16 protein-coding genes and 1 tRNA gene are annotated in these 21862 nt (G+C 55.6%); 13 read left to right on the top strand and 4 right to left on the bottom strand.

Annotated features, from left to right (window positions below):
* Positions 1–45: 45 nt before the first annotated feature.
* On the top strand, positions 46–798 hold the full coding sequence (locus LKO31_RS12245) for an SDR family NAD(P)-dependent oxidoreductase (RefSeq protein WP_227690850.1): 753 nt from the start codon (positions 46–48) through the stop codon (positions 796–798).
* Between the two features lie 174 nt (positions 799–972).
* Here LKO31_RS12245 and LKO31_RS12240 read toward each other — a convergent pair whose 3' ends face one another.
* The gene (locus LKO31_RS12240; protein ID WP_227690849.1) at positions 973–1593 is read right to left on the bottom strand and encodes a TetR/AcrR family transcriptional regulator; all 621 of its coding nucleotides are present in this window, start codon (positions 1591–1593) and stop codon (positions 973–975) included.
* Between the two features lie 338 nt (positions 1594–1931).
* On the opposite strand from LKO31_RS12240, the gene LKO31_RS12235 reads away from it, so the two are divergent.
* Genes LKO31_RS12235 through LKO31_RS12210 form a run of 6 tightly spaced genes read left to right on the top strand, consistent with a single transcriptional unit; the run spans position 1932 to position 9354 of the window.
* Positions 1932–3209, top strand: coding sequence for a sulfotransferase family protein (locus LKO31_RS12235; protein WP_227690848.1), 1278 nt, complete (start codon positions 1932–1934; stop codon positions 3207–3209).
* Between the two features lie 8 nt (positions 3210–3217).
* Positions 3218–4465, top strand: a complete 1248-nt coding sequence (locus LKO31_RS12230; RefSeq protein ID WP_227690847.1) for a DUF1214 domain-containing protein — start codon at positions 3218–3220, stop codon at positions 4463–4465.
* Between the two features lie 5 nt (positions 4466–4470).
* Positions 4471–5334 carry a sugar phosphate isomerase/epimerase family protein gene (locus LKO31_RS12225; RefSeq protein WP_227690846.1) on the top strand — a complete coding sequence of 288 codons (864 nt, stop codon included), beginning with the start codon at positions 4471–4473 and terminating at the stop codon, positions 5332–5334.
* Entirely contained in the window at positions 5335–6462 is a 1128-nt protein-coding gene (locus tag LKO31_RS12220) for a Gfo/Idh/MocA family protein (RefSeq protein ID WP_227690845.1), read from the top strand.
* On the top strand, positions 6462–7211 hold the full coding sequence (locus LKO31_RS12215) for an SDR family NAD(P)-dependent oxidoreductase (protein ID WP_227690844.1): 750 nt from the start codon (positions 6462–6464) through the stop codon (positions 7209–7211). The genes LKO31_RS12220 and LKO31_RS12215 overlap by 1 nt, the downstream gene beginning before the upstream one ends.
* 19 nt (positions 7212–7230) lie before the next feature.
* Complete coding sequence (locus tag LKO31_RS12210; RefSeq protein WP_227690843.1) at positions 7231–9354, top strand: NAD(P)/FAD-dependent oxidoreductase; 2124 nt, start codon at positions 7231–7233, stop codon at positions 9352–9354.
* A gap of 136 nt (positions 9355–9490) precedes the next feature.
* Here the strand turns inward: LKO31_RS12210 and LKO31_RS12205 are convergent, their stop codons facing one another.
* Positions 9491–10102 carry a TetR/AcrR family transcriptional regulator gene (locus tag LKO31_RS12205; protein ID WP_227690842.1) on the bottom strand — a complete coding sequence of 204 codons (612 nt, stop codon included), beginning with the start codon at positions 10100–10102 and terminating at the stop codon, positions 9491–9493.
* A gap of 99 nt (positions 10103–10201) precedes the next feature.
* Here LKO31_RS12205 and LKO31_RS12200 point away from each other — a divergent pair, with 99 nt between their 5' ends.
* The 5 genes from LKO31_RS12200 (at position 10202) to LKO31_RS12180 (ending at position 18382) form a co-directional block, all read left to right on the top strand.
* Positions 10202–11695, top strand: a complete 1494-nt coding sequence (locus LKO31_RS12200; RefSeq protein WP_227690841.1) for an efflux transporter outer membrane subunit — start codon at positions 10202–10204, stop codon at positions 11693–11695.
* 13 nt (positions 11696–11708) lie between these two features.
* A complete protein-coding gene (locus tag LKO31_RS12195; protein ID WP_227690840.1) occupies positions 11709–12851 on the top strand; it encodes an HlyD family secretion protein in 1143 nt (380 codons plus the stop codon).
* Positions 12852–12863: 12 nt separating this feature from the next.
* Complete coding sequence (locus LKO31_RS12190; protein ID WP_227690839.1) at positions 12864–14447, top strand: DHA2 family efflux MFS transporter permease subunit; 1584 nt, start codon at positions 12864–12866, stop codon at positions 14445–14447.
* Between the two features lie 210 nt (positions 14448–14657).
* Positions 14658–16244 carry an ABC-F family ATP-binding cassette domain-containing protein gene (locus LKO31_RS12185; RefSeq protein WP_227690838.1) on the top strand — a complete coding sequence of 529 codons (1587 nt, stop codon included), beginning with the start codon at positions 14658–14660 and terminating at the stop codon, positions 16242–16244.
* 146 nt (positions 16245–16390) lie between these two features.
* Entirely contained in the window at positions 16391–18382 is a 1992-nt protein-coding gene (locus tag LKO31_RS12180) for a M3 family metallopeptidase (protein WP_227690837.1), read from the top strand.
* Positions 18383–18465: 83 nt separating this feature from the next.
* On the opposite strand, the gene LKO31_RS12175 is transcribed toward LKO31_RS12180, so the two are convergent.
* Positions 18466–19701, bottom strand: a complete 1236-nt coding sequence (locus LKO31_RS12175) for an MFS transporter (protein WP_227690836.1) — start codon at positions 19699–19701, stop codon at positions 18466–18468.
* A 789-nt stretch (positions 19702–20490) separates the two neighbouring features.
* Here LKO31_RS12175 and LKO31_RS12170 point away from each other — a divergent pair.
* On the top strand, positions 20491–21498 hold the full coding sequence (locus LKO31_RS12170; RefSeq protein WP_227690835.1) for a zinc-dependent alcohol dehydrogenase: 1008 nt from the start codon (positions 20491–20493) through the stop codon (positions 21496–21498).
* A 200-nt stretch (positions 21499–21698) separates the two neighbouring features.
* Here LKO31_RS12170 and LKO31_RS12165 read toward each other — a convergent pair.
* Positions 21699–21783 (bottom strand) — tRNA-Leu (locus LKO31_RS12165).
* Between the last annotated feature and the right edge of the window lie 79 nt (positions 21784–21862).

The following is a 21862-nucleotide window of genomic DNA, read 5'->3' as shown; positions in this document are numbered from 1 at the left end:
CCAACAGACAAATCAATATTGATAGAAATTCATAAGGAGTTGATCATGGACTATAAAATGGCAGGCAAAGTCGCGTTGGTCACGGGCGGGTCCGCTGGCATTGGCCGCGCAACCGCCCTTGCCTTTGCGCAAAGCGGCGCGTCCGTGCTGGTCAGCGATGTCAACGAAGCGGGCGGCGAAGCCGTGGCGGCGGAAATCCGCGATATGGGCGGAAAGGCCGTATTTTTCCGCGCCGATGTTGGCAATTCGGATGACGTCAAAGCGATGGTTGCCGCTGCCAAGGAACATTTTGGCGGGCTGAACTATGCGTTCAACAATGCTGGCATTAACGCGCTGGGCCAAGATGAATATGAGGAAGATGTGTGGGAACGCTGCATGAACATCAACCTCTCCAGCGTTATGCGCTGTATGCGCGAAGAATCCGAATTGATCATGCAATCGGGCGGCGGCGCGATCGTGAACACCTCGTCGATCAATGGCGTGGTCGGGAATCCCAATCAACCTGCCTATACAGCCAGCAAGCATGGCGTGATCGGCCTGACCCGCCACGCGGCCCTGCGCTGGGCGCAATCGGGCATCCGGGTTAATGCGATTTGTCCCGGCGTGATTGAAACCGCCATGACCGCAGCGGTTGCAGAAAATGCAGAATTTCGCGCCGTTATCGAAGGCATGACCCCCATGGGCCGCATGGGCCAGCCCGATGAAATTGCTTCGGCTGTTTTATGGCTGTGCAGCGATGGCGCAAGCTTTGTCACCGGCCACGCCATGGTCATTGATGGCGGCGCTACGGCTATTTAAGCGCTAGGATCAGAACCTAGATATCATCCGTGATACTGGCAAAAGAAGGGCGCCTGTCCGCTGCCCTTCTTTTTCGCCCCTGCATAGATATGGTAATCCAGCGAGCAATTTCAGCGCCCCTCGCCGGCATCTGATCATTAATCGCCGTTGATGCTACACCGCTGCGGTCCATCATCAGACCGTCCGATTTTCCTTTTCCGCAAGCGCAGAAAATAAATCCACACAGATTTCAGCGTGGCGGCGCATGGCGTCGTCGGACGGCAAATCCATACCCAGCATCATTTTATTGTGCAGCGGCGACAGCGCCATATTGATGAACAAGGCCGCACGCTCCGTCCGCCCTTCTTCCTCCATCCCATGTTTGGTCAAAAATTGCGCCAGCGGCATCAACAAATAATCATGGTGCGGCCGCTGAACCAGTTTGGCCAGTTCGGGGAATTCTTGCCCTTCGCGCATAAACAACATGCCCAAACCCGAGCTATCTTCGCGGGCCAATTCGACGTGCAAGGCCAACGCATAATCCACCAAAGCCGTGCGCACATCATCCGCGCTATCGGGCCGTAAATTGGGAAAACGCAGCGCGCCATAAATAACGCACTGGTGAAATAATCTTTCCTTGTCTTGGTGCCATGCATAGAGCGTTTTCTTGGTTACGCCGGCTGCGGATGCCACTTCTTCCATCGTCGTGCCACGATAGCCGCGTGCGATAAATATCCCGCGCGCCACCCCCAATAAATGCCGTTGCCGAGCCAATGTATCCTCGGCAGATGGCCGGCCTCGCCGCCCCTTTTCCATTATTTATTCCCATTCATTGCACGCAAAACCACAGTAAAGACGCCACACGCAATCGATTTGCGCAAAAAATTGAAAAAGCGAACTTGTCAAATATACCAAGCGGTATATTAAAGGGAAGCAGATTCAGGAACACATTGAATCAGGGAGAGGATGCCATGCCACGGACGCAGCATAATGGGGATCATCGCACCGCGACGCGCTCTGGCCGGTTGCTCCCGATTTCCTTGTACAATCCCAACCCTCCTGTCCGTCATTCCATAATGACATGCGCCATCGCGCCCATTCGAACGGCTCAAGATTGAGCCTGCGCCTCGCAAATTGAAAGGCCTGTCTAGCAAATGAGCTCCTCCATTCCCGTTATCAACATTACCGATATGGCCGATCCTGTGGTGACGCCCGCTATCGCCGCCGCTCGCCATGGTGACAGCAATTTTCCGGATAGATTAAGCGCCGAAGACATTCTCGCTCGTGCCCAAGCCGAAACGGGCCTGCATGACTTTGGCGAAGAAACGGGCTTTCGCGAACGATTGGCGGTTTTGCTGCAATCCCTTGACGAAGACGAAGGGCTGACGCGCGGTGGGCGGGTCAATATTTTGCAACATGCCGTGCGGGTCATGGCCAACCGCTTGCGCATCGAAGATTTGGTTAAAAAGCATCCCGAAATCCTAGACATCCCGATTGAAAAACCCATTTTCATCGCGGGCCTGCCGCGTTCCGGCACCACCCATTTGGTCAACTGGTTGTCGCGCGATGAACGGCTGAACAGCTTGACCTTGTGGGAATCCGAAGAACCCGTCCCCTCTGTCCAATTGGCAGATGGCGAAGCCGATCCACGCCAAGCCCGTTCCGCGGAATTTTGGGCTCATTTCGGTTCGATGCTGCCGCATATGGCTGCAATGCACGAAATGGCCGCCAATGACATCCATGAAGACAATGAACTGATGTTCATGGATATGAACTGTTATAATTGGGAATTCACATCGCGTTTGCCGCGCTGGATTGACCATTATCTGGCGCATGATCGCACCGTCAGCTACGCCTATGAAAAGAAGGTCTTGCAGGTAATTAGTTGGTATCGCGGCGTGGAGCCGGGTCAGCCGGGCCGTCGTCGCTGGCTGTTAAAATCGCCGCAGCATATGGAAAATTTGCAAGCGATTAAGAATATATTCCCCGACGCCACCATGGTCATCACCCACCGCGACCCTGTGGACGTGCTGCGTTCCCTCACCACCATGCTGGGCTATTCGGACCGCATTCGCCGCGACCCTGTCAACCCGCCCGAACTGGCCCGCCATTGGGCAAGCCGCATCGAACGCTTACTGCGCGAATGCGTGGACCAGCGTTCCGCATGGGGCGATGACCAGTGTATGAACATCCTGTTTCATGAATATATGGCCGACCAAGAAGATATGGCGCGCCGTATTTATCAACTCGCGGGACTGGAATTGTCCCCCGACGTAGAAGCCAAATTGCTGGGTTATCTGAACGAAAACCCACGCCACGCGCATGGCAAGGTTATCTATGACTTGGAAGGTGTGTTCGACACCAATGTGGCCGAACTGCGCGATCGTTTCGCTTTTTATTACGACCAATTCCCCGTGAAGCAGGAGCAATAATCATGCCTATGTCCGACGCTCAAAAGGATCGTTCTGAAATCGCTCGTCAGCGGCTGTTGTCTGGTCAAGCATGGGATGATTATTGCGACACGCTCAAGGTCGCGGGACGCCATATCAATCAAGTGAACGGCCCCTTGTCCGAACTGGACATTGCCGAATGGTATCGCTTTGTATCACGCTTGGCGCGTTCTAGTCTGGAACGGTTGCTGGAAAATGGCGAACCGACCCGTCCGCGCTTGCGCGACATGGTGTGGCGTCAGTCCATCAATGTTCAGACCGTCGATCAAGACCATCTGATGAGCCAATTTGACGCTGCGCGGGATTATATCATTCGCGGAACACGCGGCACCATCCCCTATTTTGTGATGGCGGCGCTGACATGCCCCAACCCCGACACCCCCGGCGCCGAAGATTGGGCACAGCAAGGGATAGAGGGATTGAAGCATTTTGACCCATCCAACCTCAAGACCTCGTCCTTCCTGCACACACATCATCTGAAAACCGAAGCGGATGGCAGCTTTGAAATCATTCTATCGCAGAATAATCCGGGCGAAGGCAAAAATTGGCTGAAACTGGACCCCGACAGCAACTGCATTCTCGTGCGTTTGGTCTGGGGCGACCGCACCACCGAGATTGCGCCCGAAATGGTCATTGAACGGGCCGACGGCGCAGCCCCCGTTCCCAGCACCCCCGAATTAATCGCCAATGGTCTTGCTTGGTCAGCCCAAGGCGTGCTGGGCTATGCCGAACTGGTCCGTAATTGGTGGCAAGGCAGCCAAGGCAATTTCGCGGCCAAACTCAACCGCCTCGACTATAGCCGCGCCCAATATCTGTCCAACGGCGGTGTTCCAGATCGCCATGTGGCTTTTGGCGGCTGGGAAAAGGGTTTGGACGATGTTCTGGTGCTGGAATTCACCCCGCCAGAATGCGAATATTGGAACGTCCAACTATGTAATATATGGCAAGAAAATCTCGACACCTTCGAAGATGGCAATGGTTGGATCAACAACAACCGCCATGTCGTGGAATCCGACGGCAAGGTGCGTGTTTTCATCAGCGAACATGACCCCAATTTGGGCGGCAATTGGCTGAACAGCTATGGTCATGAACGCGGCATTTGGGCGCTGCGCCTTGTGATGACGCAAGACACCGCCCCCGTGGACCTGTGGCGACTGCCGCTGGCCAAACTGGAAAGCGAAGGTTTGACGGCGCTGACGCCAGACACCGTCATCAAAACTGGTCAGTTTGTGGATTGATGAGCATGAACGAATTGAACCAAAATCATTTGATTTTCAGCAGCGTGCCGGTGATGGACCGGCCCCTGCTGGATCGATTGGACCCCATTGCGCGCGCTGGCTTTGATGGCCTGTCCCTGCTGCCGACCGACATATGGGCGCTCGAAGAGCAAGGCATGAAAGCCGAAGAGCTTGCCCAGCGCATTAAGGATGCAGGCCTGCGGATCAGCGAAGTCGACTGTATCGCCGCATGGCTTCCCAAGCATTTGACGCTTCAGACCGATGACCCGTTGCTGCAATCCCTGCAACAAAGTCATCAAGCCGACAAAGTCATTGAAGCGGCTGCGCGGGTTGGCGCGCGATCGGTCGCCGTGGTCGAAATATTCGGCATCACGCCATCGGTTGACGAAGGGGCCGAAGCCTTTGCCGCCTTGTGCGACAAGGCTGCTGCTTATGATCTGAAAGTCCATTTGGAATTTGCCCCCTTTGGCGGCATCCCCAATTTGCGCGCTGGCCATGCGATCATTGATGCCGCAGGGCGAAGCAATGCGGGGCTGACCATCGACAGTTGGCATTTGTTCCGCAGCCACAGCCGCTTGGCCGACCTCGCCGCCATTCCGGCGCATCAAATCCATACCGTCCAAATCAATGACGCCGACGGTGAAGCATGGCCGGATGTCTTTGACGAAACGATGAATGCGCGGCTGCTGCCGGGCCAAGGCAGCTTTGACCTGACCGGCTTGTTGCAGGTTTTGAATAGCATGGGCTCCACCGCGCCAATCGAGGTGGAGATATTCCATGCCAACCAAAAAGACATGAGTTTAGATGACATTAGCAGCAATTGGTTCAGTGCCATTCGCCAAACCATTGCCCGTGCACAAAAGGATTAAATGATGGGACAAGATGGTAAAATAGGCGCCGTGGTCGTCGGCACGGGATTTGGGTTGTTCACCCATGTGCGGGCGCTGCGCGACGCAGGATTCGACGTGCGCGCCATTGTTGGCCGCGATTTGGAAAAAACAAAGAAGCGCGCCGCCCCGCTGAACATTCCCACTGCCAGCAATAATCTCGAAGAATTACTGGCCAATGATCCAGATATCCAATTGGTCACCGTCGCGACACCGCCGCACGCCCATTATCAACCCGTCATGCAAGCCATCGCGGCCCGCCGCGCCGTGATGTGCGAAAAGCCTTTCGCCAAGGATTTGGCGCAGGCCCGCGAAATGCTGAATGCCGCACAGGCCGCCGGCGTCGTCCATGCTTTGGGCGCAGAATTTCGTTATGACAGCGCCCAAGCCTTGCTGACACGATTGGTGCAATCTGGGGCCATTGGTGAACCGCTGATGTTCCACCGCATTTATCAACAACCCGGCCCAGACGTGCACGAAGAATTGTCGGACTGGTGGATGGACGAAGCCCAAGGCGGCGGCTTCTTGGGCGCATTTGGCACCCATATGATCGATCAAGCACGGGCCACTGTTGGCGAAATTGACAGCCTAAGCTGTATTTTGCGTAAACTCTCGCCCAGCCGCCCGACCCAAAGCTCGGACGATTATTACACGTTGCAATTCCGCACCAAAAACGGCTGCATGGGCTTGCTAGAGGCCGCACTTAACTTCCCCGGTCCGTTCATGATGGGCACAAAAGTCGCGGGGACCACGGGTGCTGCTTGGATTCAATCCGGCGCATCTTTTGGCGAACCCGAACAGGTGTGGATCAAGGACGCCGACGGCGCGCGCCAAATCCCGATGCCGGACGAGTTGGTCAATGCCGCACCGGAACCCTTCGCCATCTCGGAACTGGTGGAATCCGAAATGGATCGTTGGCACAGCCAAGGCTTTGATGTTGCGCCTTATGCCAAATTATTCGGGCAATTGCGGGCCCAGATTTTGAACATTGATGCCCCCCTGTCCGACCGCGCAGCAGACTTTACAGACGCCGCCGCCAACCAAGCTATTTTGGACGCAGCACGTCGTTCCGCAAAATCCAATGAATGGACAAAGGTAGAGGCAATATAATGGGACCCAGCTATGACTTTTCCGGTGCAACCGTCTTGGTTACGGGTGGCACCAGTGGCATCGGCGCCGCAGCAGCAGCCCTTTATGCCAAGGCTGGAGCCCATGTCACCATCACGGGAACGCGCCCCAGCGCCAGCGACTATGACGATGATCTGTCGGCCTATCGCTATCTTCAGATGGATATCGAAGACAATAAAAGCATCGACGCCGCCGTGGCCCAGTTCGAAAAGCTGGACATTTTGGTGAATAGCGCGGGCATCGCCCTGCCCAGTCTGGGCCTTGATGAATATGATCCCGATATTTTCGCCCGCGCGGTGAACATGCTGCTGATCGGCGCGTTTCGCATTGCCCAAGGCTGCAAGCCGCTGCTCGCACAAAGCCAGCTTGCTGGCGGCGGGTCGGTGATCAACATCTGCTCGATGAGCAGCTTCTTTGGTATTCCCATTGTGCCGGGTTATGGCGCTGCCAAAACGGGCTTGGTCGGCCTGACCAAGACTTTGGCCGTGGAATGGGGTGCCAGCAACATCCGCGTCAATGCGGTCGCAGCGGGCTTAACGCGCAGCCGTATGACCGCTGGCACCTTTGAAGAACCCGCATGGACCGCCCCCACATTGGAACGCACGCCGCTGCGCCGCTTGGGCGACCCCGATGACATTGCGCAGGCCATCCTGTTCCTCACCAGCGCGGGGGCCGGCTGGATTACGGGTCAAACGCTGCCGGTGGACGGCGGATATACGGTCCACGGATAAAATTTAAGGGGGATATCACATGCGCCAACAGCCTTATCATCACCTGATGTCCGCAGGCCAGATCGGCAGCCTGACGCTCAAGAACCGTATCATCGTGACGGCCATGGGCGTCAGCCTTGCCGAGGATGATGGCAGCGTGGGCCCCCGTATAATCTCTTACCATGAGGCTCAGGCCAAGGGCGGGGCTGGCCTGATCATCATGGGCGTCAATGGTGTTGCTTGGCCCCACGGGGCCGTCTCGGTGGGCCAAGCGGCATTATCCGACGATCGTTTTATCGCGCCGCTGCGCGAATTGACCGATCGTGTGCACCGCCATGATGGAAAAATTGCCGCCCAATTACACCATGGCGGCTTGGTTGCTGGCTATGCGGGTGCGCGCTGGGGCCATGATATGCTGGCCCCATCCCTTCCCCCTGAAATGACGGGCAGCTTCTTCGACTTTTTCCTGCCCGAAGAAGTGTCATCATTGGACATGGGCGGCGTCGCTGGCATCAAAGTCGCCACCAAGGCAGATTTACAGCAAGTCATCGACCAATATGCGCAGGCCGCACGCCGCGCCAAACAAGCTGGCTTTGACGGCGCCGAAATTCATGGCGGTCACGGCTATCTGATTTCCTCATTCATCAGCCCCTATACCAATAAGCGCACCGACGAATATGGCGGAAGCTTGGAAAATCGGATGCGCTTGGCGCTGGAAATTATCGCCGCCATTCGGGCCGAGGTGGGCCGTGACTTCCCCTTGTGGTTCAAGCTGGATAGCCGCGAAATTGGCAAACAAGGCATCACCTTGGATGATGCCAAACAGTCGGCAAAAATGCTGGAAGCTGCGGGCATAGATGCCATTACCGTGACCAGCTATCATGACGTATCGGTGGGGAAATATCATTCGGAATCGAACATCCCCCATATCGAGGGATGGAATCTGCCGTCCGCTGCGGCAATTAAATCGGTCGTCAGCATTCCAGTAATCGGTTCGGGCCGTTTGGAACTGCCCGCTGCCGACAAAGCCATCCAAGATCGCGAATTGGATTTCGTCGCAATGGGCCGCAAATTGCTGGCCGATCCCAATCTTCCTGCCAAATTGGCCGCCGGACAACACGACAAAGTCCGTCCTTGCATCTATTGCTACACCTGTGTCTCGGCCATTTACATGGGCGATCCGGTCCGGTGCGCGGTCAACAGCGAGCTGGGCCATGAATATCAGTTGCCCACCCCCAACAGCGCCAATGGTCAAAAACATATCGCCGTCATTGGCGGCGGCCCCGCGGGTATGGAAAGTGCGCGGCGCTTGGCGGCGGCGGGCCACCGTGTCACCTTAATCGAACAAGCCAAGCAATTGGGCGGCACCATGCGCTTTGCCAGCCTAGCTTATGAACCGAATGAGCGTCTGCTGCGCTGGTTGATCCGCGAAGTGGAGGACGCCGGTGTCACCCTGCAATTGGGAACCACGGCCACACCGCAATATTTGCGCCAATTGGGGGTTGATCATGTGGTCGTCGCCACAGGCGCACGGCGTATCATGCCGTCGATCGCGGGCAGCGATGCTGATCATGTCTATTCCGGCGATGATTTAAAACAATTGATATTGGGACAAAATTCGCAAAATCTTAAATCCAAAACCAGCCTGCTCACGCGCACCATTTCGCAGCTTGGCGCCGCAACGGGCATCAGCCGCAACCTTGATGTCATTCGCGAAACCACCCGGCATTGGATGCCTTTGGACAAAGATATTGTGATCATTGGCGGGGAATTGGTCGGATTGGAATTGGCGGAATATTTGGCCGAGCGTGGCCGCAATGTTCATGTCATCGACGAACAGCCCCGCATGGGCAAGGGCTTACCCTTGGTCCGCCGGATGCGAATTTTAACCGAATTGGCCGAACATGGCGTGGGCCTGTCATCCAACATATCCCAAATCCGTATCGAACCCGATTATGTCCATTTCACCGATGCCCAAGGCCAAGCACAAGCCATCAGGGCAGGCCATGTCATTGTCGCCCAAGGAGCCATTGGCGACACGGCCCTTGCCGATAGCTTGCGCGCTGAAGGATTCCACGTCGAAACAATCGGTGATGCGTTGGGCGTTACCTATATTGAAGGGGCCATGCACGGTGCACGCCGCGCGGCAGAGGCGCTGACTTAAGCATATAAAGGCGGTTTTTTCATCAAGACCGCCTTTGGACGGCATCGCGCTGCAGGGGGGCAGCGCGGTGCCGGAACATCAATACGCATAATTGGACAGGGGCGGCCCCAACACCGCTAAAGCGGGCATTGCTTGGTCAACAAGGCTCGTCTGCCATTGGGCCATATCGGGCCAAAAACATATCAATGGCTTCGGTTACCATGACGGCACGCGGCATGGCTGGCCGCACGCCGAACAAAGCGGGTTCGAACAAGCCCGCCTCCAGCAGTCCCTTCAGTTGCAAAGCGGCAATTTGGCTGTTGCTGACTGTCAACAAGCCAAGATCATGATAACGCTTCAAATTGGTCGCAATGGTCCGCCAACCTTGGCCGGGCCCTTTTTCATATAGCGACCGCCCAAGCGATGGCATGGGGCCGTGCGCTATGCCAATTCGCGTGACCATGATGACATCTGGTGCCAAAATCAGGTCCAGATAGGCGTGACCAAAGCGTATCAATGTCGTGCGAATGTCCGTCACATCGCCTTCCAGCAACTGGATCATCGTCTGCGCCGCTGCGTCCACCGCTTCAAAGGTAATGGCGGCAAACAACTCATCTTTCGATGCGAAATAATTATAAAGCGTCGCCTTGGACCCGCCCACCCGCGCCGCGATCATCGCCATGCTGGATCCAGAAAATCCTTCTTCGCGAAAGATTTCCGATGCGGCCTTCATAATGGCCTGCCGCCGACTTTCGGTTTTCACACGCATCAAGATTTTCCTATAACTGAACCCGAGTGTACAGTTTCACATTGACTTGCGCAACGGCGGATTTTAGCGAACTGGCCAGTTCAGTTAAGGCCAATTTCCATGAATTTCCCTGTTGTCCGGATGGACCGCGCGCGGCGGCGATCCACCCGCATTTTGCTGACCCTCGGCAGCCTATCATTCTTGTCCGCCTGTGCGTCCATTCCCGCGCCCACCATCGGCGCTGGGCCCAAATCGGCGACCCATTATGGCATGACCACGGTGGACATGACGCCATCCACGACCAGCGATCACCGCGCCCCGCCAAGCAACGCCCAAATGGACACGCCAGATGTCTGGCCCGCCGCCAATTGGTGGGACAATATAGGTGACCCGCAACTTGGCCAATTAATCACCGAGGCATTGGCCGACGCGCCCGATATGCGCGCCGCCGAAGCCCGCGCGCGCCAAGCCATGGCCGCCGCCCAATTCACCAAAGGCGATCTGTTACCCAGCCTTGGCGCATCCGCATCCACGCAAATGCAGCGGCAAAGCTATAATCTCGGCTTTCCCGCGCCGCGGGGCTGGGACGATAATGGCCGTATCAGCTTGGACTTTGGCTGGGATATTGATTTCTGGGGCAAGAACCGCGCAGCCTATTCTGCGGCCCTGTCGACCGCCCGCGCCGCAGCGGCGGAACGCGACCATGCCGCCTTGGCTTTGTCCGCCGCCATTGCGTCCCATTATGCCGACCTTGCTGGCCTGTTCGCCGATCGTGACGCAGCGCAAGATGCCGTGACCGTCCGCACCCGCACATGGGAATTAATGTCTCAGCGCCAGCAAAATGGCTTGGAAAATCGCGGCGCCGTCGAACGCGCCCAATCCGCGCAGGCCCAAGCCTTGGGGGAATTGGCTGCGACTGACGAAGCCATTGCCGTGCTGCAATATCGTATCGCTATGCTGATGGGCCAAGGCCCCGACCGCGGTGCCAGCATCACCCGTCCCACGGCGCGGGGACGTATCACGGCTGCCCTGCCCCGCGAACTGCCGCTTCAACTGCTGGGCCGCCGTCCCGATATCATGGCGGCTCGCTTGCGTTTGGACGCCGCTCAAAAACATATCGATGTGGCGGAGCGTAGTTTTTATCCCAATATCAACCTTGCCGCCTTTATCGGCTTGTCCAGCATCAATCTGTCGCAATTGCTGAAAAATAACAGCTTGATCGGCGGCGCAGGGCCAGCGCTCAGCCTGCCCCTTTTCCAAGGCGGCAAATTGCGCGCCCAGTACCGCTTATCAGAAGCGGATTATGATTTGGCGGTCGCGCAATATGACCAAATCTTGGCCCATGCTTTGGGCGAAGTCGCCAGCATAGCCAAAAGTATGGCAATGTTGGAAAACCGTTTGGACCATGCCCGCACCGCACATCAAGCCGCCGAAAACGCACACCGCATCGCCAATGATCGCTATCGCGGCGGGCTGGCCAATAGTCTGGACGTTCTCGCCGCCGAAGACGCGTTAATTGCCACACGGCGCGCGCGGGCGGCATTGGAAACACGGGCTTTGACCTTGGACATTGACCTTATCCGCGCCCTTGGCGGCGGCTACCAAAATTCATAAGGATTTTCATTCCATGCAGGAACAATCAACCGAGGAACACGCCTCCTCGCCACTGGCTGGCGCCGACCAACAGGCCAAGCGCAAAAAATTATTCGGCACCTTGGGCGCCGCCGTGTTGCTGATCGGCGGCGGCTATATTGCATATGATACGCTGATTGCGTCCCAGCGCGTCAGCACAGACAATGCTTATGTCGGTGCCAATATCGCGCAAATCACCCCATTGGTGGCGGGCCCCGTCGCCAATGTGCTGGTCCAAGACGCCCAGCAGGTGCGCAAGGGCGATATATTGGTCATTCTGGATGATACCGACGCCAAACTGGCCTTGGCACAAGCCGAAGCGGCCTTGGCCAATGCCCAGCGCCATGTTCGCGGCTTGCTGGCGACCGACGGCGGCCTTGGTGCCCAAATTGCGGCCCGCGATGCCGATGGCGCACAGGCCAATGCCCGCGTGGCCGCTGCGCGCGCCGATCTGGAACGTGCGCGGGTGGATTATGAACGCCGCCAAGCCCTGAGCGCGACAGGCGGTGTGTCTGGCGAAGAACTGACGTCTGCCAAAAATGCGTTCAGCACCGCCAACGCCAATGTCAAAGCCGCCGAGGCTGCTTTGGCGCTGGCCAATGCCAATCGCCAATCCGCCGTCGGCAACCAAAATGCCAACCGCGCCCTGATTGGCGATAGCACGCCCGCCAACCATCCCGACGTCCTCGCTGCGCGCGCCGCCCGCGATCAGGCGCAAGTCAATTTGGACCGGTCCGTCATTCGGGCACCGGTTGATGGCATCGTATCGCGCCGCCAAGTCCAAATCGGTCAGCGGGTCCAACCGGGTGCCATGCTGATGGTGGTGGTTCCAATCAACGATGCCTATGTCGATGCCAATTTCAAAGAAGTGGAATTGGCCAAAGTACGCCCTGGCCAACCGGTTACGCTGACCGCCGATCTCTATGGCAAGGATGTGCGCTATAACGGAAAAGTTGTTGGCTTTTCAGGCGGAACAGGCGCGGCTTTCGCGGTTGTTCCAGCCCAAAATGCCACCGGCAATTGGATTAAGGTCGTTCAGCGGGTGCCCGTGCGTATCGCCTTGGACCCCAAGCAATTGCAACAGCATCCGCTACGCGTCGGATTGTCGATGCATGCCGAGATTGACGTCTCGCAATAAGGGTCGGCATTTATGACTGACATCGTCATGACGGGCGGCACGGCAGACACGCCCCCCACACACACCGCGCCGCAGCCGACATCCGTGGGGCCGCTCACGGGATGGCGCTTGATGCTGGCGGCGATTGCCGTTGGCTTTGGCAATTTTCTGGTCATTTTGGACACCACCATCGCCAATGTGTCCATCCCCAATATTGCGGGGTCCTTGGGCGTTTCGTCCAGCCAAGGCACATGGGTCATCACATCCTATGCCGTGGCCGAGGCGATCACTGTCCCCCTCACGGGATGGCTGGCGCGGCGTTTTGGCGCGCGGCGGGTGTTCGTCACTTGCTATATGGCCTTTGGTCTATTGTCCCTATTATGCGGATTGGCCTATTCGCTGGAGATGCTGGTGGCGGCCCGTATCTTGCTGGGCCTGTGCGGCGGCCCGCTTATTCCGCTGTCGCAAATGCTGCTCTTGCGTATTTTTCCGCCCGAACGGGCGGTCATGGCTACCGTTATATGGTCCCTTACCACTTTGCTGGCGCCTGTGGCGGGGCCGATTTTGGGCGGGGTGATCAGCGACAGCATCGGCTGGCCGTGGATTTTCTTCATCAACGTCCCAATTGCGGCCATGTTCGGCGGTATAGCATGGGTGCTGCTGCGCGGTCAGCCAGACGCCAAGGAAGCAGCATCGGTCGATGTCGTCGGCCTTGGGTTGCTGGTGCTGTGGGTTGGTTCTTTCCAGATTATGATCGATGAAGGACGCAATTTGGATTGGTTCAACTCTGGCCAAATCCAAAGCTTGGCGATTATTTCCTTGATCGGGTTTCTGGCCTTTTTAATCTGGGAATTGACCGAAGATGACCCCATCATCAATTTGCGGATTTTCCGTCATCGCGGTTTCACTGTCGCATCCCTGACCCTCAGCATATCCTTTGGCGCATTCTTTGCTTCGCTGATCATCTTTCCCTTATGGCTGCAACAAAATATGGGATATACCGCCACTTGGGCGGGGCTTGCGATGGCTTTCATGGGGATGACATCATTCCTATTTGGGCCGCCCGTGGGCAAAGCCGCCGAAAAGCTGGACCCACGCCTGCTCATTTCCATTGGTTTGGCCTTTATGGGCTTGGCCCATGCGTGGCGCACATTTTTGACGCCCGATATGACCTTTGGACAAATTGCATTGCCGACAATGTTGGCAGGTTTGGGCATGGTCATGTTCATCATTCCAGCCAGCGCCATGGCCATGGCCAGCGTGCCGCCCCGCGAAATGGGCGACGCGGCGGGCCTGTCCAATTTCATGCGTGTGGTGGCGGGCGCTTTTGGCGCAGCTTTGGCCCAAACTGGGTGGAGCAACGCCATGCGGGAAAGCAGCACGGAAATGGCCAGCGGCATGACCGGTGCGAATGCGGTGGTCGAAACCATGGTCGAAAGCGGTATGTCGCCTGACCAAGCCGTGACCAGCCTTAGTTATATTGTCGACGCCCAAAGCATGGTCCAAGGAACGATCGATATGTTTGGCGTGATTACGCTGGTCTTTTTTGCGGCGTCGGCCTTTGTGTGGCTTGCACCGAAACCCAGCGGCCCGATCAACCCCGCCGCAGGGCATTAAAACATAAAGGAGGGGTGAAACGCCCCTCCTTTCCAAACGCAGCAGACTGCACAGCAATGTATCGATATACAGCGCCGATCCTCATGCCGCCTTGCGCCACGACGCAAAAGCGCTATCTATCAAAGATATTACCGAATTGGAGACGCAAGAAAATGGGCCTGAACCTCGCTGTTTTGATCAATATGACTTCACCGCGAGAGTTTATTTCCTATGCCTGCATCCATTTCCCTATCGGGCCTGTCTTACACTAAGGCAGACGGCACACCGCTTTTTACAGATGTTCACGCCCATTTCAGCCGCGAGCGGACTGGAATTGTCGGGCGCAACGGCGTTGGAAAAACAACGCTGCTCCGCCTGATATGCGGCGATTTGCGTCCCACCGCCGGAAATATCAAAATTTCCGGAAAAATCGCGATATTGCGGCAAGATGCAATCCCGCACCCCGATGAAACAATCGCCGATTTGTTCGGCGTAAGGTCCGCGCTGGACCTGTTGGAACGGGCCGACAACGGCCTCATATCCAGTGATGAACTGGCCGATGCGGACTGGACCTTGCCGACCCGCCTCAGCGAAGCGCTTATTCGCTGCGGCCTGTCCGCCGAGGCCGATACGCCCTTGCATCATCTGTCAGGCGGTCAACGCAGCCGCGCGGCCATCGCCGCATGTTTATTTTCCAAACCAGATTTTCTGTTGCTGGACGAACCAACTATCAATCTTGATCAACGCGGTCGGGATATGGTCCGGTCACTGATCAAAAGCTGGCCGAAAGGCGCGATTATCGTCAGCCATGATCGCGACCTGTTGGAAGACATGGATTCCATCGTTGAACTCACCATGTTCGGGGCCACCCGCTATGGCGGAAATTACAGCGCCTTTCGGCAACGCAAGGACGCCGAAATATTGGCGGCGGAACAGGAAGTAAATCTGGCCGAAAAAGCGCGTGATGACGTCAACCGGCGGGCGCAACAGGCCAGCGAACGCAAGGCACGCAAAGACAGCGCCGGAAAAAAGGCGCGCGCCAAACGCGATCAGCCCAAAATCATGCTCGACTTTGCCAAAGAACGGGCGGAAAGTTCCGCTGGCGATACCGCCCGCCTTTATCATGCCCAGCGGCATGAAGCCGAAGACCGGCTCAGCAGCGCCCGCAGCAAGGTCGAGATTCTGCAACCCCTGCGGATGGATATCCCCCCAACCCATCTGCCAGCGGGCAAGACTGTGCTGCGGCTTGACCATGTAACGGGCGGATATAACCCAGCACAGCCCGTCATCCATGACCTATCGCTGACCATTACCGGCCCCGAACATGTCCTGATTGCTGGACCAAATGGCAGCGGGAAAACCACCCTGATCAAAATCATCACAGGGCAAATTTGTCCCCAGCGCGGCACGGCGGACATCTTCGTTCCTTATGCCCTGCTCGATCAGCATATGGGGTTGTTCATGCCGGACAAAAACCTGTGCGAAAACTATCTATTGCTCAACCCGACCGCGACGATCCATATGGCGCATAGTGCATTGGCACGTTTCGGATTTCGGGCAGACGCTGCCTTGCTGACGCCCAACAGGCTGAGCGGGGGACAACGTCTGCGTGCCGGTCTTGCGTGTGTTTTGGGTGCCGATCCCCAACCGATGCTGTTGATTTTGGACGAGCCAACAAATCATCTGGATATGGACGGCATTGCGGCCTTGGAGGCTGCGCTGAAAAATTATGACGGTGCGGTATTGGTGGTCAGCCATGACGACGCCTTTGTCAAAACACTCGCGCCCCATCATAGGCTCACGTTATCGGCGCAGTGAACGGCAACGCCCCGATATTTAATGGAAAAATCCGCCGATAATTGCTGATTTCGCGGGCCCAACATAGATGGATAGTAATCCTTGCCATCTGCTGGCGGATATGAAATTTTGCAGTCTAATCTGGGGGCCAATCTGGGGGGATTGCCATGATCGATAATCGTACTGCGCTGCTGCTAACCATATCGCTAGCCACCATGACGGTTGCAGGGACCGCCGCCGCAAGGGATGTGCCGACGACCATCGTCACGCTCTCCAGCGGCGCACCCGCCGTATCGGCGCGGTGCAATGCCGTTCAAGCGGATATAAAGACTGCAAAAACGGCATTGGAAGAACGGACAGGCCCGTCAAGCATTGCGGGCGATTTCGCTTCATATGACGCGCTCCATGCCTTGAGTCAGGGGGCCTTTGGGCAATTTTATCTCGCGATGGAATCGCACCCTAACAAAGACGTACGCGACGCGGCGGCACTTTGTGTCCAAGCGATTACCGCCATCAATACCGACATCGCTATGTCGCGTCCGCTCTACGCCCGCCTCGCCGCTATCCCCGCCGCTGGGCTGGACAGCAAAACGCAATATACGCTTGCGAAAGTGCTAGACGGCTTTCGGCGATCGGGCGTGGACAAAGATGACACGACACGCGCCAAAGTCGCGACGCTGACCAATGAAGCGGCGGAAATTGGCCTTCAATTTGCAACCAATATTCGCGAAGACAAAGGGGATGTGGCCTTTGCCCCTGCGGATTTGGTGGGCGTACCCGACGATTTTTTAAACACCCGCAAACCCGCCCAAGATGGAAAAATTCATCTGACTTTTGATTATCCCGATATTTATCCTGTGCTTGATTTCGCCAAAACGCGCACCATCCGCCAAACCCTGACGACCGCCTTTGCCAACCGCGCATGGCCCGCCAATGAAGCCGTGCTCAAATCTTTGTTGGAAAAGCGATATGAACTGGCGACCACACTCGGTTATCCCGACTATGCGACGCTGATCACGTCCGACAAAATGATTGGAAATCCACAGCGCGCCGAACAATTTCTGCGGGATATTGACGCCGCAGCGCGGCCCGCGGCGGATGTCTATTACAAGGAACTCACCGCTTTTGCCCAAGACGAAGACCCCAATATTCAACGTCTGGAACGGTGGGACGGCAGCTATTTCAACAACAAATTAAAGGCCCAAAAATATAGCGTCGACGCGGCCGAGGTGCGCCAATATTTCACTTATGACAAAGCGCAGGCTGGTATTTTCCAACTGATGGCCGATTTATTCGGGGCCGATATCCGGCCATGGGACGGCCAGCCATGGAGCGCGGATGTCAGTGGTTGGTCGCTCTATGACCAAGGTCGGCTGATCGGGCATTTCTATCTGGATATGCATCCGCGTGATGGGAAGTTTAACCATGCCGCCGCATTTCCAATTCAACATGGCATAAAAGACAAGCAAACAGCCATCGCGGCCTTGCTCTGCAACTTCCCCAAAACGGGGCCGATGGACCATGATGATGTGGTGACATTCCTCCATGAATTCGGCCATCTCATTCACTGGCTTTATGCCGGGCAACAGCAATATAGCCTGCAAAATATGGATGGGCTGCAATGGGATTTTATCGAAGCCCCATCACAGTTGCTGGAAGAATGGGCGTGGGATTATGACACGCTGAAAGGCTTTGCATCCAACGACAAAGGCGAACCCATTCCCGCTGCACTGGTGGAACGTATGAATGCAGGCCGCTGGTTTGGCGAGGCGGCGGCAGCACGGCGGCAAATTGGTTTTGCGGCCGTTTCGTTGAACTTTTACAATCGCAAACCCGATTTTAATTTGGCCCAGCTCTATGATGAGCAAATGGCGAGATATTCGCCCATCCCCAATATTCCTGATACCCATCCCTATGCCAATTTTGGGCATTTGGATGGATATTCCGCTATGTATTACACTTATAGCTGGTCCAAGGCGATTGCCACCGACCTGTTCGGCGCGTTTCAGGACAAGGGTATTCGCAACAAAAATGTCGCGATGCGTTATCGGACCCATATATTGGAAGCGGGCGCGACCCAAGATGCGGGTGAACTCGTCAATGCCTTTCTGGGGCGCGACTGGTCCGTAGACGCCTTCCAACGGCAATTGATGAAATAGGACCACTGAAACACCCGCACCAGTGCAGCGCGGCGGGCCACGCTGCACTGGTGCGTCCCCGTATAATTTTTCCGATCGACCCTTTATCGACCGTTCGTATTGGGGAGCAACGCCGTCGCAAAGCCAAGTAAAGGCAAATAGGCCACCACGCCGAACACCCAAATAATGCCATGCTGATCGGCCAACTCACCCATGCAAGCAGCACCGATGCCGCCAATGCCGAACATCAACCCGAACATCAGGCCAGAAACCAACCCCACACGGCCTGGAACCAATTCCTGTGCATAGACAACCAATGCCGCAAAAGCGGATGACAATATAAGGCCGATGAGAATGGCAAAAACGGCTGTCCACATCAGATTGGCGTGCGGCAATAGCAAGGCAAAGGGAGCAACGCCCAAAAAGGACACCCAGATGACAGCCTTTCGGCCAATGCGGTCGCCCACGGGACCACCAAAAAAGGTGCCGACCGCCACAGACCCCAAAAAGCAAAAGAGATAAAATTGCGATGCCCGTGCGCTCAGGTCAAAACGCTCGATCAGGTAAAATGTGAAATAATTGGTAAAGGCCCCGATGTAGATGAATTTTGCAAACATCAAAATTGCGACGACCACCAAGGCGCGGATGATCGTGGCACGGCTATGCTGAAACGCCGTGGATGTTGGGGCGCTGCTCAATTGCGCCTGCGGATGATGCAAGCGCCAACGCGTCACAAAGAATAATGTCCAAATTCCGATAACGGCGGCAACAGCCAGCCAACCAAAGGCAATTTGCCCCAGTGGCAATATGATCGCCGACGCCACAAGTGGCCCGATGGCAGAACCGCTATTCCCACCCACCTGAAAACAGGATTGCGCCGTTCCGAACCGACCGCCCGACGCCATACGCGCCACCCTTGACGCTTCGGGGTGAAACGCCGCCGAGCCAATACCGATGATGGCGGAGGTCAGAATGAGCATCATATAGCTGTTAGCCAATGCAATTCCGATCACGCCAATCAATGTCGTGATCATCCCGATGGGCAGCAAATATGGCACAGGATGTTTGTCGGTGTAAAAACCCACCAATGGCTGCAAGAGCGAGGCGGTGATCTGATAAATCATCGCCAAGATGCCAATTTGCCCAAATGTTAGATCATATTTATCTTTTATCATCGGATAAATGGCGGGCAAAGTTGCTTGAATCAGATCATTTAACAAATGCGCCGCAGCGACCGCTCCGACAATCTGGGTGACAAATTTGGGGGCATCGGTTGCGCGAATAGGGCTGCTAGGCGCTGTGACGGACGGAACATCGACGGCTTGGACTTGGCTGGTCACGATGAAGGCTCACTCATTTCGCTAAGATCGGCGACCATTTTGTCGGTCAATTAATGGCTGGATAGGAACAGAAAAGAGAACGGAAATTATGTCGGCGCGGAAAAATGAACATTTGATCCAACGACAATCAAACGGCGCGCCATAGGCATATCTATTTCACGGAAGAGACATGAGGTTGAGCAGAGCTATCTTAACAGCCCGACGGACGACCGCTGCCCATCAAGACCCGAAAAATGGGATGAAAAACAATCACATAAATAGGCTTCTCTCAAAATCTTTAAAATTCCCAATATTTGAACATGGCTTCGCAAAAAGCCCAGAGATCTAGGTCCGCTCATAGCAAAATCCACGACAACCGACGAAAGCCCAATGATGCCACAACGCGGCGTTCCGGCGATTAGCATTTCAAATAGCTACTTTAATTCTTGTTAGCAAGTTATTGAAAAAATATCAGGATGATTCCCAATGGCATTGCTGAACAACGCGGCAGCTAAACGATCAGCAAAAACCGGCACAAAATTGGTGATTATATCTAGCAGCTTGAGCAAGAGCATAAACGCTATGCTTTCTGCGCCTTATACAAATTTCAGTCGAGCCTTAAAAACCATGGCATGACGGACTGCGCATCCTTGCTGCCCGTCGAGACGAGAAGAAATGCGACAATGCGTATTTAAATACGAATATAATTCACGAAATTCATCATTTTATTATAAAAATATTACAAATCTCGTTTTCTCCATGCTAAACTTACCCATAAAATCACAATATAGAGGAGAGAGCGTGGAAAGGATGAAAATAGCCCGTATCCATGGTGCAGCGAATGTGCAGTTGGACGAACTGCCAACGCCAGCCATTGGTCCCAACGACCTGTTGGTAAAGGTCAGGGCCTGCGGAATTTGCGGAAGCGATCTAGGCTATATCGCCATGGGCGGACTGGGCGGTGAAGGGCCAATGCCCATTGGCCATGAATTTGCTGGCGATATTATCGCTGTCGGTTCCAATATTTCCGAATTTTCGGTCGGCGATGCGGTCGCCGGAAATCCTGATCAACGCGGTATTGGCAATGGCGGCCCCGAAGGCGCGATGGCCACCATCATTCATATCCCCGACGCCAATCCCAATATGGCGCTGCACAAAATCCCTCCCCATATCAGCTATGAAGAAGCCGCCTTGGCCGAACCTTTGTCGGTGGCACTTCATGGCATGAATTTGGTGCATGTGACGGACAAGGATCAGGTCGTCGTGCTGGGCGCTGGCCCGATTGGCCTGTGCGCCGTGGCCATGCTGGCGCATCGCGGCGTTCAAAGCATCGTCGTTGTCGACCGCGTCGCAAGCCGCCTTCAACGCGCCCTCGCCTTGGGTGCCCATGCCATTGTGAATACCGCAGAATCGGATTTGTCCGACAGTTTGGCCCAGCATCACGGCGCGGGCGAACGTTATGGCAAAAAATTTGTCGGTACTGACGTCTTTATCGATGCCGCCGGTGCGGGCGCCTTACTGAACCAAATTATTGATATCGCGAAATTTGGAACACGAATTTCGATCATTGCTTTGTATAAAAACGCTGTGCCCATCAACCTATATCAAGTGATGGCCAATGAACTGAAAATTTCCGGTTCGATCGCGGACCAGCGGGCGGATGAATTTCAACAAGCCTTGGACATGATGGCGGCAAAACCCATCAACCGCGATGCAATGATCAGCCATCGTTTTTCCATCGAAGATTTGCACCCTGCACTGTCCATGGCCGCCGATGCCGATCAATCCGCCAAAGTGATGATCTTGCTTCCGGCCTGACGCCTAGGGCAACAGTCGAAAAAGAAGATGGCAGCTTCATTGCTGCCGTCTTCTTTGATTTCTTATGTTCAAAAGAGATGATTTCTCGCCGCGCAGCGCGGCAAATGCACCGCCATGCATTGCCGATAGGCAACCAAGCATGTTCAATATGATGAAATGATTTTTAAGAGAGCGGTTTGATTGTTCTTGATAAGAACAAATGGTGCCCCTGGCCGGACTCGAACCAGCACTCCTTTCAGAACCGCATTTTGAGTGCGGCGCGTCTACCAATTTCACCACAGGGGCACGTGGACGTTCATCTGTTGGCGTTTCCGCCGTTCCGATGTCGTGAGACGCCGTTGCCACAGGCCGAGTGACTCGTCTA

Origin of the sequence: Sphingopyxis yananensis (genome assembly GCF_020687785.1) — a bacterium.
Classification (GTDB): domain Bacteria; phylum Pseudomonadota; class Alphaproteobacteria; order Sphingomonadales; family Sphingomonadaceae; genus Sphingopyxis; species Sphingopyxis yananensis.
The sequence above is the reverse complement of the archived record's forward strand: the minus strand, read 5'-3'. Positions and strand labels throughout refer to the sequence as shown.